Source organism: Geobacter sp., assembly GCF_027327745.1.
Lineage (GTDB): Bacteria > Desulfobacterota > Desulfuromonadia > Geobacterales > Geobacteraceae > Geobacter.
In genome coordinates this window covers 59,524-73,233 of record NZ_DAHVYG010000029.1, presented here as the reverse complement: position 1 = coordinate 73,233, position 13,710 = coordinate 59,524, and the positions used below count along the sequence as shown (strand labels likewise).

Below are 13,710 nucleotides of genomic sequence, written 5' to 3'. Positions count from 1 at the left end.
CCCGCCCCGAAAGGCGGGCGCTACCCCATCTTCTGCGATGTCCGAGCATTCATTGGTGTTTCAATCCTCGCCCGCCCCGAAAGGCGGGCGCTACAGTGGCCGAAGGGATGGAGCGGCTTAAAGCCATTGGTTTCAATCCTCGCCCGCCCCGAAAGGCGGGCGCTACTGTCTCCCTCATCGGGCCAACAGTTTCGGCTGGTTACGCATGCATTTCCGCGAACCTGCCATTAAATGCCTGAGCAGGGCACCGGCACTCGGGCACACTCCTTTCGATCTTTTTGCAAAATCCAATGGTTCTTTCCACCGCGAATCCCCCCGGTTTTCCTCATGTGCACCAGGTTCGCGGGTCAGACGATCAGCGGCTCTTCGTCGAAGAAGATCGTTCTGGTCAGTCCATGGGTTTCCACGTGATTCTCCCGCGGCTCGGTCAGGCGATAGAAGCGGAGATTGTCCAGCGCCTTGTCGATCTCCCGCAGCAGTTTGCGCCGCAGGTCCTCGAACTTCATCTCATTGACCTGGCATTCAAACACCGACTTCTGGACCCGCTGGCCGTAGTTCTTGCACGCCTGGGCCACCCGCCGAAGCCTTCGGCGCCCGGCTTTTGTCTCGGTGTTCACGTCATAGCAGACAACTACCCACATATCATCACCTCACGAATAGAGCACCGGCGTGTACTGCTCCAGGTCGCCCCGCAGGTGCCGCGCCAGCAGCCGGGCCTGGACATGGGGGAGGAGCCCAAAGGGGACTTTCTGGTCGAGGACCGGATGGTGGAACTCGTCCTGCTTGCGCTTCTGGTAGGCCATGATGACTTCCTTCCGGCCCGCGTCATCCAGATACGTGGCCCCGCCGGGGCGCACCTCGAAGTGTTTTCCGGTGATCTGCTTCCTGTTGATGAGGGTGAGCGCCAGCCGGTCCGCCAGCACCGCGCGGAACTCCTCCATCAGATCGAGCCCCAGCGACGGCCGCCCCGGCCGCAACGCATGAAGGAAGCCGAACTGCGAGTCGAGACCCACACCCTCGACCGCCGTGATGCAGTCGTTGAGGAGCAGGGTATAGAGGAAGGAGAGAAGCGCGTTCATCGGATCGAGGGGGGGCCGGCGGTTGCGGCCGTTCATCCTGAAGGCCTGCCGGTCTTCCTCCTTCACCATCCGGTCGAACACCTCGAAGTACGCGTTGGCAGCCTCCCCCTCCAGCCCGCGCACGTGGTCGATATCAACCGCATCCTTGAGATGAAAGAGCGCGTCGGCCAGGATGTCCCCCGCCTTGCGCAGGGCGGCGCTTTCATCGGCATCGCTGGTTTCCCGCGCCCCGCGCATCAGGATCTGACGGGCGTTCTTCACCTTCCCCGCCACCATGTTCCGGGCGATTGATGCAGAGCGCTCCCGGTCGCGCACCGCCTCGTACTGGGTCTGGCGCAGGAGCACGTTGCCGCTGGTCTTGCCGACGACGCGGCACTTGAACCTGCCGTTACGGTCGAGGATCACCACGGCCCGGCCGTCCTCGGCGCAACGGGCCATGATGAAGGGGCTCATCATGACGTTCCCCATAGTGACGATCGCCCCCAGGTGGTGGAGCGGCACCTGCATCTGGATTTCGCCCTTCACCTCCACCTTCACCGTTTCGTGGTCGAGGCAGACGTAGGCCCCCTGGGTCATGACGTAGAGGGTGTTGAGGATCTGTTTCATTTTTTTCTCCCCCCTTTCTGAAAGGGGGGCCGGGGGGGATTTCCCAGCCGCTTCCGGCTCTCCGGCTCCACCAGGAAATTTTCCGGCGTCACCACCCGCCCGCCGGTCTCCACCTCCAGCTTTTCCCGCGCCTCGCCGGCAATCCGTCCCCCCTTGTGGGCCGCCACCTTGTTTTCGGGAAAGCCCCGGGCATCCTTCTTGCGGGCGATTTCCGTCGTGGCCGCCTCGCCCAGCATCGAGAAGATCAGTTCCAGATCGGTCATGTGGTCCCGCAGGTTTTCCTGGTCCAGCCCCTTGAACTGCTTGTATTCGCCGGGGGTCATGCCGAAGGCGGCCTTGGAGATTTCGGCGGTCAGGATGGCGTACCCCGGCTCTTCCTTTACGCCCCGGTTCTTCCATTCCTCCGTCAACTCCGCCCGGATGGCGATGCCCCGCATCCGCTTCTCGATCCAGGCTTCGGAATACCCTTTGGCACGGTAAAGCTCACGGGTGCGCTTCGTGGCCAGCTCGGGATCTTCGATCTCCTGAACCCGCTCGTAGCCGACCTTGGCCAGCCAGCGCTTGAATGGCTCAGCCTTCGGGGAAGGAATGGACTGGATGATGCGGAAGATGCCTTCGGTGTTGGCGCAATCAGTCGCCCTCAGCTTTCCGTCAGGAGCAACCAGTTTCAACCCGTGACAAAATGTCACGACTTCACTCCCCTCCTCGTTCAACCTCTGTTTCAACTTCCGCCAATAGGCACCCGCATCCGCGCTGTCAGTCAGCACACCGCATACATCCGCAACAGAGAACCACCATTCTCCATTGTGAAGAGTTTTGCGGATTTCCTTTCCTTGAAAAACCACCAGCTTCGTTTCCATCCATCCCTCCTCAGATTGCAAACAACTCCCGCGCCGCCTTTCGGCTCCTGTCCTTTTCGGCAACGACGGATGGGAGACAGGATTCTTTCAGCGAACAATGGGTACAGCGCTTGTCGTTCACCGGCAGCGGGATGCTGGATTGGGCGAGCAATGAGTGGACGCCGTCGGCTGCTTTCTCAACGTGCACCCTCATTGCATCGGTAAAGACGACTTCCCGGCGCTCCCGCGAACCATGCCAGAAGAGCGCCCCCTTCTCCACCGGCACCTCCAGCATCTCTTCAAGGCAGATCGCCTGGGCGCAGAGCTGCAGCGCCTCGTGGCGGCCGGCCCGGTGTTTGCCCGACTTGTATTCCACCGGATAGGGAGTCTCCCCGTGGAATTCCACCAGATCGGCCTTGCCGACGAGGTTCAGCCTCTTCGACCAGAGCGGCAGCGCCCGCTCGTAGCGAATTCCCGCCACATCGTGGGAAGATTCCGCGTCCACGTTTTCATGCACGTCGCGGCCGCGCATGGTGAAAAGGTTTTCGCCCCAGACCTGCTCCACATGGATGAGGGCGCACTGGCGGGGACAGTAGCTGAAATGCTCCAGGGCGGAGATCATGATGGGGTCATTCATAAAACGATCCTTGTAGGGGCGATCCTTGATCACCCTGTTTATCGACGGCGACATTCACGGGCGAACACGAGGTTCGCCCCTACGTATGCGATCTCAAACTGGGCGAACACGAGGTTCGCCCCTACATCGGGACAATAAATCGGAAAACACCAGGGGCACCCCTCTATGGCGGGGCATTCGCCGGGTTTTCTTCGTCATCATGCCATTTAAGCGGGTTGTTTCGGATGTATTCGCGGATTCCAATAAATTCCCTTTCGTCGCGGATGACCCTTTCATGATAATTCCGCTGCCACAATCGACCGGCAAAGGGTGGCCAATCATGGTCTTTAACCCCACGCACATATTCAACCGTGGTCAACGATTTGAACGCCTGACAGATCCGACCCAACGAAAAATCAGCGGTCCCGTAAGGGCGAACCTTGTGTTCGCCCTGTTCATCATCGCCCCGGAAATTCGGGCGAACACGAGGTTCGCCCCTACGTTCGTTCAACAGAATAATCCCATGCACATGATTCGGCATGACCACGAATTCATCGATCAGCACATTCGGAAATCGCTCAGGCAATGACCGCCAGACCTCCTCCACCCTTCGTCCCACCTCGTTTAATACCATGTCGTCCTCAACGATTCTGCCGAACAGGCATTCCCTCCCCTGCACGCACACGGTCACGAAATACGCCCCGGATGAGGAATAATCATATTCGCGCAACCGGATGGAACGGCGATGATGGGCGTCAGGATTATAGGTCATGCCCCATCCCGTAGGGGCGAACCTCGTGTTCGCCCTGATTTCCGGTTTTGCATCAATTGGTGTAGGGGCAATTCATGAATTGCCCGAGCCTCAAACCCCGTCAATTATTTCAGGTGTCGGTCCATTCAGTGCACTGAATGTGATCAACGTATCCAGATCATCCGTATCCGCCACATTTAGGCTTCTATGCACCTTGGCAGATGAACACTGGCCGCTGGCGCAGTTGTGCTCCCACCACACAACCTTCAAGACTTCCATGCTCCCCTCGGGGCGGGCGGATGATGCATCGTTTTCGAACAGGCGCGGCAGAACGGCTTTAATAACCACGGCGTCATCGTCACTGAACCCTGTCTTCACTGCAAGTTGAGGATTCATGCTGCCGAAAAAGGTGTAGATGCCGCGATCAACACGATGCTTCATCCCCATGGTATCGGAACCGCGCTTGGTTCCATCGCCCTCGCTGCTGACGCTTTTGGTAATCTGCGTGCTGGTCAGGCTGACCGGCGACACGCTGAACGCAGATTGGACGCTGACCGGTCCACGAATCCCTATGGACACCCCCTTGTCGTCACCACCACCATCTTCACCTTTACCCTTTTTGCCTCCAGCGGCCTTGAAAGCAAACAGCTGCCCGAACGCCCGAACGTCGAACCAGGTTTCACAGGCTTTTTTGGCAATCCCTTCAGGAGCCTTGATACCCGCCAGAACTTCATCGGCTCTTGATTTAAGGCTCGGGTGTTTATCATTTTTGTTGTCATCGGACTGGACAAAGATAGGGCAAATTTCCAATTCGTTGCCATTGACTGGGACCTTTACCTTTGTAAGTGTTTCCATCAGTCGATTGCGGATCTTGCGTTTGATACAGACATCAGATACTTCGCCATTACCTTCATAAATGGTACGGGGGCGATTACCGTTAAGGGGATCACCATTCGGGTTTGCGTTGACAACCTTAAAGACAACCGCGAAATCGATTTTCTTGGACAGGCTCATGCTCGTTCTCCTTTTATGGGTAGAGTGTCGTTAATCCTCTGAATTTATTGTTTCATCAGCCTCATCGGGTGCATCCTGACCGACGACAGGCTTCAGGGCGGCCCGCTGGCAATGATAGCCAAGCAGGAATTCGCCGCTCAACCGCTTGTCGGAGGTAAAGTTATCTGTTTCAAACAGGACGCAAACAGAGTCAATTTCCTGCTGAACAGCATTGAGAAAGCCCCGCCGCCTGGAATTCAGTCTGACCTTATATGGCGTCAAGCCGGTTTCCAAAATACGCCAAGTCGAATAGGGACGATCCGCAAAACGCTGCATCAGCTTCTCCGCGCTCGTTGACCGTTTTTCGCCCCCCACGTACAGCGCCCGCTCCTCCAGGTGCTCAGCAAGCGCAAGCAGGCGTCCGTAAAGATAATCCCTGCTTCTTAGTTCTCGATCCAAGGCCATCGAATAACTCCTTTCCTTATGGTGATATCTGAAAAGCGCACATGCTATTCCAAGGGCTTTTTCCCATCCCCAGTTTTCAATACCATTTCTGCTGCTGGCCCTCCTGACGCAGGACTCCATGAGATCACGTGGTATTAAGGCACCATCGACGATGCAGGGAAGCAAACGCTCGACAGTTGCTCTTCTGAGTTTCTCGTCAACGTACATTTTACCTTCACGCCACGTCCCGAAGGCTGTTTCGGCAATGTCACGCGGCGCAGGCGCACCGTAAAACACCCGGTCCTTGCCAAAATACTGCTGCCAGCAACAACCGGTATGCCATGCTTCGATTCGTTCAAGGAATTCAGAGCCAGTCAGTTCCCGGTAATAGCTGATGGCCATGCGCCCAGGTGTGGCCGAATCAAGGCCAAACACAAGAACCTCATCGGCTGATTTCAGCTTCGCGGCATATCCGGCGATCTTCTTGGACAACGCAGCACCGACTTCCTGAGCGGTATACCCGGTCTTTGGTGGCGTCGATGCCTGCTCCCTGCCGAACAAGAAGGAAAAGGTGTCCGCCTGTGGGTCGGGAACCTCCGCGCCGGAAACAGCCCAGGCAACCACTGCTTGATCGCCGTCGCGTCTGCCTTGGCGCTCAATAAGCCAGCGCAGCGCGCTATGCGCTTTCTGGGTTACCTCGATCCCTATGCAGCATGCTTCCGCATCGGTGGTAAACCGCCCAAGATAGGTAAAACCTTCCGTATCGTTCGACGAGACCAGCTTTGCACCATCGCCGGGATAGCGAATATTTTTGGGATGATTGGATGCAACATTGGTCATCTCGCCCGTCACCATGCAAAGGTCGCTCTTGCTTTGGAGGGTTGCGTAGTAACTCCCCCAAGATTCTCGCAACTTGGAATCTTTCCAAAGCTCGGAAGGGTTATCTCCCGGAATTTCGACGGAAAACCGAACAAATGCTTCGAATTGTCCCTTTTTGTTGGACTGCTTTATCACCTTGAAAATCGGCGGTGCATCCGTTGGTTCCGTCCATTCCTCGGCAAGCATGCCGTTGTTTCCTGCAACAAGTACCGTCTTCTCAATCAGGTCTTTTATCAGGTGCCCCTTTTTCAGATAGGTGAAAACCGATTGCAGCTTGCGATTTCCAGAATTCTCAACCCACCCCTGCAATGCTTGGATGTACGGTTCGAAACCTGATTCGTTTTTCTTCTTGTTGGGGTTACCTCCATATTCGAGATAATCGCCGGCTACATATTGAAGAGTGTCGAAGAGGGCATGCGGGGCAATCTTGGCCCCGGCACGGCCTGCGGAACCCTCTGTAGCCGGGATAATAGTCGGGGCATCGTCCTTCGTGACGACAGATGCGTCCACAAGATTTCCTTCGCTATCGAGCACGACATGAAGCTGTGCATTCTGAGTGCTATGAAACAGCGGCAGCAGAGGAACGGCATCATTTGGATTGGCGATATTGCCCGGGTTGTTCTCATAAGTCTGATACAACTTCTCAATCCAGCTCATCTAATAGCCCCTCCTCTCGCAACCCATTCGAACTGGGCGGATTGGGGATCATCTCCCGCACGAACTTACGTATCGTACACTCTTCTGGTTTGGCAAACGCCACTACGCCATCTTTCATGGTCGGTCGCCAGAACCGGCTATGAAGCTCTTTAGTGCCTGTTTCGTCGGGATAATCGAAACCGTGGAACATCAGCCCGTATTCCAGGTCTCCGTACCGGTCATACTCACCCTTCTCCTCACCAAACGTACAAGGCTCCACATACCCCTGACACTCCCGAGTCCCGAGAAAGATGTCCTGACGCCCTCCCTTTTCCACCATCCGCTTGGCCACATGCCAGTGCTTGTCGGGGTCGCGGTCATCCGCCAAGTCGTTGCGATGTGGGTTCCACTCAAAATGTGCTTGGACCTGATACTCCACGTCAGCAAGGTAGGTATAGATTGCCAACGAGTTGCCGCCACTGAAAACCAACGGTTTCATGCTCTTCGACTGGGTACGGATGCGTCGCATGATCCGAACCTTGTCGATTACCCAGACGAAGGTCGGCTTCCAGTAGATGGATTTGGCAATCCCCTTGAGCGCCTCGTAGGTGGGGATATGGTACGAGCATTTTTCCCCGCCAATCTTGGTCAGCGGATCTGTAAAGAGCGCGAAACGCCCCGTTACCTTGAAGTCAATCCGACTTCTCATGCACACCTCCTCATATGATTAGTGCCTTCATTTCCGCAACTTCATCCGTACTTGCCCCGAACTGCTCACTGTAGTGACGCTCGTCGAGATAATAAACGCCACTCCCCTCCCAAACCTCGTACAACCTCCGCTTCTCCTTCAACTTCACCATTTCGTGGGGAAACAGGTTTACTGAGAATCGCTGTGCCTCCTTCAGCAGACGGCCCTTTTCCTCATAACCGGCGCTCAACAACCTGGCGATGATCCGCTCACCTTCTCCGTACGGCACAATAACCCCCTCGGTCGGAGAGTCGATGGCCTTGAATGCCTTGGCGGCGCTCATGAACGATTGACGGAGAAAGAGCGGCGGCGCTTGCTTCCGCTCGTTCATGTAAATCTGGACAGAGTCAACATTCATGGAAAGCAGGGCCAAGAGAGTATCCTGTTGCCTGGGCATCTCCTTGATGTCCCTGTCGGATACGGGGAAACCCATTTCATGGGCACGCTGGAAGAAGTAATAGTGATAAAAGCGCTCCATGGCCTTCGGGCTCTGTAAATCATGGTCAAAAAGTGCCGGATTTTCCCGAAACTCGCGCAAAACCCGTTTCGTTACATCCTGCGCCAATCTGATTTCCGGTAGTCTGTCCAGTCCCTCGTTCGCCGGATTCACAATCAAGGCCCTGCCAATCTCCCGTAAACCGTTGCGGTTGCAACGTCCGGCTGCCTGGGCAATTGAGTCGAGCCCGGCCAGGTAACGAATGACCGTACCAAAATCCACATCCACCCCGGCCTCGATCAGTTGGGTGCTGATACAGATGACGGGCGACGGATTCCTTGGATCGAGACAGGATTTAACCTTGTCGAGTACCGCCATACGGTGAGCGGGACACATGCTCGTGCTCAGATGGTAGACATTCTCCACCTTGCCATACAGGCGTTGATACAGCTCCCGCGCCTGGGCCTTTTTGTTGACGATGATCAAAACACTGCCGGATGCTTCAAGCTCTTGCAACGCGGTTTTCGCCACTTCATCGTCCGTCCAGCCTTCATCTTTGCATCGGTCTTCAATCCTGGCACGGTGCAATTCTCTGAAAAGGGCGCCCACATCCGGCATCATTTGCGCATCAGCGGAAAACCGCGCCGCCCCTCTCTTCGGGTTAACTCTGTCCAGAATCGGCTGCGTTGCCGTGCAGAACACAGCCGTTGAACAGCATTGCCCGACCAGAAAATTAATGGCGTTATTGAAGAGATGAACGGTGCGGATTGGTATGGTCTGGATCTCGTCGAAGATGATGACAGCGTTGGCAAGCTGATGCAGCCGCCGCACACCACGGGTTCCGGCGGCAAAAAGGGTTTCCAGAAACTGCACGGCAGTGGTGTATATTATGGGGGCATCCCAATTCTCAGCAAGTAGCTTGCTTTCGTACGTATCCAACTCCGGAGTGAGGTTCGAGTGGTGTTCCAGCACGATCTGCCGGCCGCTCTCTTCAAGGAAAGCGAACACCGACCGGGCAACACGGGCGTTCTGGTCGATGATCGAGGTATAGGGAACGACGTAGATGATGCGATCCATTTTGTGCCTTGCTGCATGGTGAAGTGCAAAACGGAGGCTTGCCAGAGTCTTGCCGCCGCCGGTGGGCACGGTGAGTTGATAAAGTCCCTTTTCCCTGGCGGCAAAATTGAAACATGATGAGGAAATGTCAGCCCTAATTTCGTCGATACGGTTTCTTACTGTGAACCCTGCAAGATTGGCTTCAAGCACATCAATCAAAAGCCGCCAATCCGGCATGGCCGCAGGTTTTCGCTCTGCTGAGTTCAGACGATCCGCATCAATCAGGGCGCTGAAAAGGAAACGCGTCAGGAAACCAAGCATGAACTGGCCGATTTCCAGTGACTGTGCACCTTTTTGAAGTTGTTCAAAACGATGAGCCAGTTCATCTTCCATGTTCAATGAAGCCAATAAGCGTTCAACATGCTTATGAATCGGCTCTTCCAGATTTCTTTCGACATCAACATAATGTGTCTGTTCCTTTGGCTTTCCCATGCGTTTACTGAAAACATCCGTGCCATCTGGCGATAGGCAATCGATCAGGCCGGAATGGTGGGAGGCAATGCAAAGCGCCATGATATCAGCAGCTATCTGCCATACCTTGGAATCTCCCTTGTGCTCATGCAGATATTGAGCCCCGGCAGTTGAGTGATCAATCTTCCCTTTCATCCGGCCAGCTTTTATATATTCTTCGTCGTCCGGCTCGATCTTTCCTTCAGATGATTTTAAATAGTCCTGAAATGCTTTGGAATACTTACCGAAGTCGTGAAGCAGTCCCATCAACTCACCAAACGAAGGGAGGCCGATTTTCCCGGCAAATGCAGAAGCAAAGACAGAAGCACCTTCAAGGTGATCCATCAGACTTTGGGGGGTGCCGCCTGACTCCCTGTATCTGGCAATAAATTCCGAGTTTGATTCACTCACTAGCACTTCCCTCCTTTTTCATACTGCAACTGGCACCAAGACCCGGGCGGCCCCGCGGCCCCGCCCCTACGGGCCAAACCTTCCCCTTCTCCACCGTTCCCTGCCATCCTACCACCCCACCTCCCCCATCCAGCGCCCCAGGTTCAATATTTTTTCATCATCCGTTCGATTTCTCCCCTGATCCGTACCCGCAACGAATCCGGTTCCATGACCTCGGCATGGGAGCCGTGTTTGAGGACCTCCATGAGGATCTCCGCTTCGTGGGAGACGGGAACCGTCAGCTCCACTTCGCCCGTTTCCAGTTCCGTCAGCCGCTGATCCGGGTGCCAGAGCTCATCCCTCACCCAGCGGGCCCGTTCGGCCGAAAACCTGATCGTCACCTCGAACCGCTCCCGGTTCTGGAAGATGTCGAAGGTGTCGTCGAGAAGGGGGCGCCAGGCGGATTCATGGCGGGGGGTGAAGGTTTCGTCTTCGAGATGGGCCAGCGAGACACGCGCCAGGTGGAAGTCGCGCCAGTCGTTGCGAAGGCGGCACCAGGCGATGAGGTGCCAAGCCCCCATGTAGTTGACCATGTGGTGGGGTTCGACGGTGCGGGCGGTGCAGGCGCCGGCAAGGGGGGAGTAGTAGCAGAAGGTGAGCAGCCGGCAGGAAAGGAGGGCACTGACGGTCTGCTTGAAGATGAGGGGATCGCTTGCGGCCATGCCGTTCCAGCGGAAGGAGAAGGCACGTTCGGGACTGATCTTCCCTGCGAGATTTTCGGAAAGAAGCGCGCCGAGGCGGGTGGAGACCTTTTCGAGCTCATCGCCGAGGGGGCCGGCCGCGGCATCGGTGAGAAGTTTTCGCGACGCCAGAAGCGCCACGAGTTCGTTTTCCGTAAGGTGGGTTACGGGAAGCTGGAAGTCGGGGTCGTGGTAGGAATAGCCGCGGCGGGACGGGTCGTACTCCAGGGGGGCGCCGAGGCGGTCGCGGAAATGCTCGATCGATCGCTGGGCGGTCTTGATGTCGAATTCGAATTTTCTGGCCAGCGCCGTGGCGTTGGGATAGCGTCCTTTACGAATCTGGCTGTCGAACCAGACGAAACGCTCGAAGTAAAGACGGTCTCCCATGCCCCCTCCCCGCTGGATGATTCAAGGGGATGCTAAGAAAATTTGCAGCATAAAGCAACCTTAATAAATGGAGGGTGTTTCACTACTTCCGGTACGCCTTGTCATGCTGCAGATGCAGGGTGACAAGGACGATGGTCGGCCCCTTCACCAGGCAGGTGATGGCGCGGGCGCTGCCGGTGACGCGGAGGGAGTAGAGCTGTTCGCCGGTGGTCGGTTCGATCATGCCGTGGAGCTTCTCGAAGTTCAGGCCCGGATGGCGCCAGAGCTCCTGCAGGGTCAGGGAGTGCAGCAGCTGGAGCATCTTCGCGGCCGCCTTGCGTACCGGCAGTTCGGCCGCCATGACCGCCTCGTCGAAGGCGGGACGGATCTCAATCCTCACCGGCCCACCTCTTGGCAACGGCTTCGGTTTCCTTGGCGGTCTTGACCACGATGGAGGGGCGCGTATCGGTCAGGGAGGCGGTGATGGCTTCCTTGGTTTCGGTGGTCCAGGCCCAGAGTTGGTGCCGGGGTATGGGCTCCACCGGGATCAGGATGATTCGGCCGTCTTCCAGCACCTCAAGGTCGAGAGCGTCGCCAGGTTTGATGCCGAGTGACGGAGGAAGGGTGACGCGTCTTCTGGAATCTGTTTGAACAAGCATGGTTCGATACCTCCTGAACCAAAGATAGCAGGAGGGTGTATTTTCGGCAATACCCATTTGTTGCATTTTGACATTGCGGGGCGCGGGGGAGGGGGATGGGAAAGGGGAGGAGGGTTACTCCTCCCCTCCGGGGATGGCCACGGGCTGCACCCGCAACCGCTTGTAGTAGAAGTTCTGGCCGTAGAGGACCGCCGCCGGGTTGTGGCCGGTGACCCGGTCCTTGCAGACCAGGGTGGTGACCGGGGCGTTGGAGTGCTTGGTGAAGAGCATGTCGTGCCCGACGCAGAGGCCGACGATGACGTTCATGTCGGTGCCGCAGCGGTTCAGGATCTCGGCCTGGGCGATGGGGTTGCAGGCGGGCTCGAAGGTGCCGGGGCGGACCTTGTCGCTCTCCTCAAGCCCCAGCTCCAGCTTGTCGATGCTTCCCGACTTGCAGCAGACACTGGCCGGCTGAAGCCCTTGGGCCTCCAGGATCGCTGCCAGTTGCCGCGTCTCCTCCAGAAGGCCGATGCAGGTGGCGATGCCGATCTTCCGCCACCCCATGAGCCGCGCCAGGGCCACGGTATCCTCCACCCGGGTCCAGCGGGCCACCACGGCGTCGCTCCCCGGCGTCTTCCGGTAGCAGAGCCCCTCCACCCTGGCCGCCATCCGGGCGAGGCGGGCGTCCTCTCTGTCGCCCCGATACTCGGCGAAGCTCTCGTCGATGAGGTCCGGGAAGGTCCGGGAGGGGCAGTTGGCCGGCTGCCCCGGACGGTTCTCCGGGCTGCTCCAGCAGTTGGTGGCACCGCTCTTTCCCCAGACGGCGCTGCAGTTGGCGCAGGAGGGGGTCGTTTCGTTGTTGGCCATGGTCATTGCTCCTTCATGAGGATATAGGGGCTTATGATGAGGGTGCTGAAGCGGGCGGCGGCGTCGGCGTTCCAGGCGGCTATCTGTCCGTCGCTCGGCTTGGAGAGCTTTCCCGCCTCGATCCAGGCCCCCACGGTGGCGGTGTCGTCCCGGGCGATCCGCTCCCCCACCTCCGTGATGTCCAGCTCCCGGTCGACAACGATCAGGCCACCCCGCTCCAGGTGGGCCCGAAGCCAGCCCCACTCCGCCACGTCCACCTGAAGCGCCAGTTCTTCCTTCGTTGGTTTCACGTCTCGTCTCCTTTGGTGCTTGTTCACGACCTCAACAGGATACCAGTATCGCGGAAAAAATCCAGATAGGAGCACGAGCTTACGTCTCGCCGAACTCCGGCAGGTGCCGCCGGTGCTTGAGGGGGAGATTCTGCCGCTGGAGTTTCGGATTGCGGCGCTCGGCGATGGCGAGCCGCTCGAAGTAGCGCTGCCAGAGATTGCGGAAGAGTTCCTCGCCGGCGGAGAGGGGGAGGGGGCCGGTCGCCTCCAGGGGGGTCTCGGCCCATTCCCGGCGGGCCGGGTCGAAGACCACCGCCTCCCCCCGCCGCGGGTCGTGGATGATCCAGCGCTGGTCGGCGAACCGGGCGGCGAAGTGGGGGGCGATGAGGGGGAGGATGCGGTGGTCGGGCTCCAGGGCGGCGTACCAGACATCCCCCTCCAGGTGCCGGAAGCGGACAAGCCCCTTGTAGCGGTGGGCCTCGCGCCCCACGGCCCGGGCCAGTTTCCAGACGGGGATGACCTCCGGGTGGGCGAGCATGGCATCGAAATCCCGCCCCGTTGCCAGACCCAGCATCAGGTAGCGGAAGATGAGGATTTCCCGGCCGGGGTCGCCGGCGTGGAAGGCATGGCGGAGGGTCTGCAGCGCTCCGGGGGAGAGGGTGCGGCGGATGAGGGCATACAGCTCCTCCGCCCGGTCCCGGTCCGTCGGGACCTCCACGACGGCGGTAAAGAGCCCCTGCTGCTCCGGCTCCCGGTCGGTGATCGCCTCGGGCCGCGCGCCCGGCTCCCGGGCCCGGGCCGCGGCGGAGAGAAAACCGGCAAAGGTGCCGTCGTAGCGGTAGATCAT

15 protein-coding genes are annotated in these 13,710 nt (G+C 58.0%); all 15 read right to left on the bottom strand.

Annotation, left to right across the window (positions count from 1 at the left end):
- Positions 1–347: 347 nt before the first annotated feature.
- The gene (gene cas2, locus M6689_RS05265) at positions 348–641 is read right to left on the bottom strand and encodes a CRISPR-associated endonuclease Cas2 (RefSeq protein ID WP_298268701.1); all 294 of its coding nucleotides are present in this window, start codon (positions 639–641) and stop codon (positions 348–350) included.
- A 9-nt stretch (positions 642–650) separates the two neighbouring features.
- A complete protein-coding gene (gene cas1c, locus M6689_RS05260; RefSeq protein ID WP_298268699.1) occupies positions 651–1,685 on the bottom strand; it encodes a type I-C CRISPR-associated endonuclease Cas1c in 1,035 nt (344 codons plus the stop codon).
- Entirely contained in the window at positions 1,682–2,545 is an 864-nt protein-coding gene (locus M6689_RS05255) for a Bro-N domain-containing protein (RefSeq protein ID WP_298268696.1), read from the bottom strand. Before M6689_RS05255 ends, cas1c begins: the two co-directional genes overlap by 4 nt.
- A 10-nt stretch (positions 2,546–2,555) precedes the next feature.
- A complete protein-coding gene (gene cas4, locus M6689_RS05250; RefSeq protein WP_298268693.1) occupies positions 2,556–3,161 on the bottom strand; it encodes a CRISPR-associated protein Cas4 in 606 nt (201 codons plus the stop codon).
- A gap of 163 nt (positions 3,162–3,324) precedes the next feature.
- Complete coding sequence (locus M6689_RS05245) at positions 3,325–3,912, bottom strand: transposase (protein WP_298268691.1); 588 nt, start codon at positions 3,910–3,912, stop codon at positions 3,325–3,327.
- Between the two features lie 90 nt (positions 3,913–4,002).
- Complete coding sequence (gene cas7c / locus M6689_RS05240) at positions 4,003–4,905, bottom strand: type I-C CRISPR-associated protein Cas7/Csd2 (RefSeq protein ID WP_298268689.1); 903 nt, start codon at positions 4,903–4,905, stop codon at positions 4,003–4,005.
- A gap of 30 nt (positions 4,906–4,935) precedes the next feature.
- Positions 4,936–6,864 (bottom strand): type I-C CRISPR-associated protein Cas8c/Csd1, encoded by a 1,929-nt coding sequence (gene cas8c / locus M6689_RS05235; RefSeq protein ID WP_298268687.1) that lies wholly within the window; start codon positions 6,862–6,864, stop codon positions 4,936–4,938.
- Positions 6,851–7,552, bottom strand: coding sequence for a type I-C CRISPR-associated protein Cas5c (cas5c, locus tag M6689_RS05230; protein WP_298268685.1), 702 nt, complete (start codon positions 7,550–7,552; stop codon positions 6,851–6,853). The genes cas8c and cas5c overlap by 14 nt, the downstream gene beginning before the upstream one ends.
- Positions 7,553–7,562: 10 nt before the next feature.
- The gene (gene cas3 / locus M6689_RS05225; RefSeq protein ID WP_298268683.1) at positions 7,563–10,004 is read right to left on the bottom strand and encodes a CRISPR-associated helicase Cas3'; all 2,442 of its coding nucleotides are present in this window, start codon (positions 10,002–10,004) and stop codon (positions 7,563–7,565) included.
- 143 nt (positions 10,005–10,147) lie between these two features.
- Entirely contained in the window at positions 10,148–11,110 is a 963-nt protein-coding gene (locus M6689_RS05220) for a YafY family protein (protein ID WP_298268680.1), read from the bottom strand.
- An 82-nt stretch (positions 11,111–11,192) separates the two neighbouring features.
- Positions 11,193–11,489 (bottom strand): hypothetical protein, encoded by a 297-nt coding sequence (locus M6689_RS05215; RefSeq protein WP_298268677.1) that lies wholly within the window; start codon positions 11,487–11,489, stop codon positions 11,193–11,195.
- A complete protein-coding gene (locus tag M6689_RS05210; protein WP_298268672.1) occupies positions 11,479–11,748 on the bottom strand; it encodes an AbrB/MazE/SpoVT family DNA-binding domain-containing protein in 270 nt (89 codons plus the stop codon). The genes M6689_RS05215 and M6689_RS05210 overlap by 11 nt, the downstream gene beginning before the upstream one ends.
- 114 nt (positions 11,749–11,862) lie before the next feature.
- Positions 11,863–12,594, bottom strand: a complete 732-nt coding sequence (locus M6689_RS05205; protein ID WP_298268669.1) for a DUF1847 domain-containing protein — start codon at positions 12,592–12,594, stop codon at positions 11,863–11,865.
- A gap of 2 nt (positions 12,595–12,596) precedes the next feature.
- Positions 12,597–12,884, bottom strand: a complete 288-nt coding sequence (locus M6689_RS05200) for a DUF2288 domain-containing protein (RefSeq protein ID WP_298268666.1) — start codon at positions 12,882–12,884, stop codon at positions 12,597–12,599.
- A gap of 79 nt (positions 12,885–12,963) precedes the next feature.
- Positions 12,964–13,710, bottom strand: a complete 747-nt coding sequence (locus M6689_RS05195; RefSeq protein WP_298268664.1) for a TIGR03915 family putative DNA repair protein — start codon at positions 13,708–13,710, stop codon at positions 12,964–12,966.

Coding starts and splice junctions, on each gene's coding strand:
- M6689_RS05245 (WP_298268691.1), bottom strand. CDS start 3,912: ATGACCTATAATCCTGACGCCCATCATCGCCGTTCCATCCGGTTGCGC.
- cas4 (WP_298268693.1), bottom strand. CDS start 3,161: ATGAATGACCCCATCATGATCTCCGCCCTGGAGCATTTCAGCTACTGT.
- M6689_RS05255 (WP_298268696.1), bottom strand. CDS start 2,545: ATGGAAACGAAGCTGGTGGTTTTTCAAGGAAAGGAAATCCGCAAAACT.
- M6689_RS05210 (WP_298268672.1), bottom strand. CDS start 11,748: ATGCTTGTTCAAACAGATTCCAGAAGACGCGTCACCCTTCCTCCGTCA.
- cas7c (WP_298268689.1), bottom strand. CDS start 4,905: ATGAGCCTGTCCAAGAAAATCGATTTCGCGGTTGTCTTTAAGGTTGTC.
- cas5c (WP_298268685.1), bottom strand. CDS start 7,552: ATGAGAAGTCGGATTGACTTCAAGGTAACGGGGCGTTTCGCGCTCTTT.
- M6689_RS05205 (WP_298268669.1), bottom strand. CDS start 12,594: ATGGCCAACAACGAAACGACCCCCTCCTGCGCCAACTGCAGCGCCGTC.
- cas1c (WP_298268699.1), bottom strand. CDS start 1,685: ATGAAACAGATCCTCAACACCCTCTACGTCATGACCCAGGGGGCCTAC.
- cas8c (WP_298268687.1), bottom strand. CDS start 6,864: ATGAGCTGGATTGAGAAGTTGTATCAGACTTATGAGAACAACCCGGGC.
- M6689_RS05220 (WP_298268680.1), bottom strand. CDS start 11,110: ATGGGAGACCGTCTTTACTTCGAGCGTTTCGTCTGGTTCGACAGCCAG.
- cas2 (WP_298268701.1), bottom strand. CDS start 641: ATGTGGGTAGTTGTCTGCTATGACGTGAACACCGAGACAAAAGCCGGG.
- M6689_RS05195 (WP_298268664.1), bottom strand. CDS start 13,710: ATGATCTACCGCTACGACGGCACCTTTGCCGGTTTTCTCTCCGCCGCG.